Origin of the sequence: Mycetohabitans endofungorum (assembly GCF_002927045.1) — a bacterium.
Taxonomy (GTDB): Bacteria; Pseudomonadota; Gammaproteobacteria; order Burkholderiales; family Burkholderiaceae; genus Mycetohabitans; species Mycetohabitans endofungorum.
Window position 1 is genome coordinate 1 of sequence record NZ_PRDW01000064.1, and the last position, 1,332, is coordinate 1,332.

General features: G+C 48.2%; 1 protein-coding gene and 1 pseudogene. Both read right to left on the reverse strand.

Features of this window, described 5'->3' with window-relative positions:
• Positions 1-271: 271 nt before the first annotated feature.
• Positions 272-673: a hypothetical protein gene (locus tag B0O95_RS15725; RefSeq protein WP_146064135.1), complete on the reverse strand. Its 402-nt coding sequence runs from the start codon at positions 671-673 to the stop codon at positions 272-274.
• Between the two features lie 3 nt (positions 674-676).
• Positions 677-1,332, reverse strand: a pseudogene (locus tag B0O95_RS16845) (hypothetical protein); the annotation flags it as partial.

The window sequence follows — 1,332 nt, forward strand, 5'->3', positions numbered from 1 at the left end:
ACCGCGATGTCAAAACCGCCTTCGCCAGCCTCGATCCCTGCCTGCTCGGCAACGCTCGCGTAGTTGCCGCGCGCGTTGCCGTTCTGCACGTTGAAACTGGCACTGCCCCCGCCCTGGCTTGAGAATGGAGCAGTTCTGCGGACCAGGGTCACTCAGCTTTGTTTCTCTGGAACAATTTCTTCAGAACTGGACCAAAGTTCAGAACGCAAAGAAGGCCGCTGCATAACCTCTAGTTTTTGGAACGCAAAAACAGGGGGAACCTGATCACCTACTACCACCACCGAGCAAACTCTTCGAACTGAAATTTCACATATCTTAAAGTATCAGCGTCAAGCGCTGACCTAAATGTTGCCGTAACTGCAGCACCCGTTACGCTAACCTTCCTCACCTCCCATGAGACCTCTGGTTTACCAGACCCAGAATTTGTACAGAACGTTAAAGCAAAGTAACAGCTCATATCCGTAAGTTTAGCTTCAACCACATCTATACTTTTTAAATCTGATATAAATTTATCCCAGCAAGCGCAATCAAACCACAAATTTCCTCTATATTCCAAACTGTGCCCAAACTGTTGCACACAAATTGAGACTCTGACCTTCATCGATGGGACATGCTCATCAATTTCAACAACATCAAAATTTAGATGAAACGGCTTCTCGATTTTTATTTCCATATTCTATATTTGCCCATTAATAGGAAGTGCATGAATAAGGACAGGAAGCTGACCTATTTGCCTCGGTGGAGCAAACTTCAATTCCCACCCTCCAATATTTAACAATTGATTATAAGTTATGCCATTTTGAGCCGCGGCATTCACTGCACCATGTAAACTTGCAAGCTGCTGCTGCGTTGTAAGTCGGACAACGCCTGGGGAATTATTATTAGCAACCATTTGTGCGTATTCTGCTAAATGTTCAGTAGCATTCCCATGTACCCAAACTTTCTGCCCGTTTGACAGTGACATCTCAAATGATTGCGGGATAACAGAACCAGGATGAGTTGGCTGTGTCGCCTTTATTGAATCCCATACTGTACCAGTCGTGCTGCTCGTAACATGTTTTTCCCCATGTGCCGCGGCATTGTTATCTATGACTGGCGCAGCTTTACCCTTAATCGCAGCAACCGTTTTCCCAGTCCCAATACCTGCCGCCGTACCGATGACCGTCGCCCCCAACTGCTGCCCCAGTTGCTCACCTGAGGACTTGAAATTCCCTTCCCCCGCTTGGACCACAACAGCACGCGTCGCCTCCTGCATCTGCTGCGCAGTGCCCTGAGGATCCGTGATGAGCCCATACGCGCCTTTAACCCCGCCCCACAGCGTATCTAACGGAT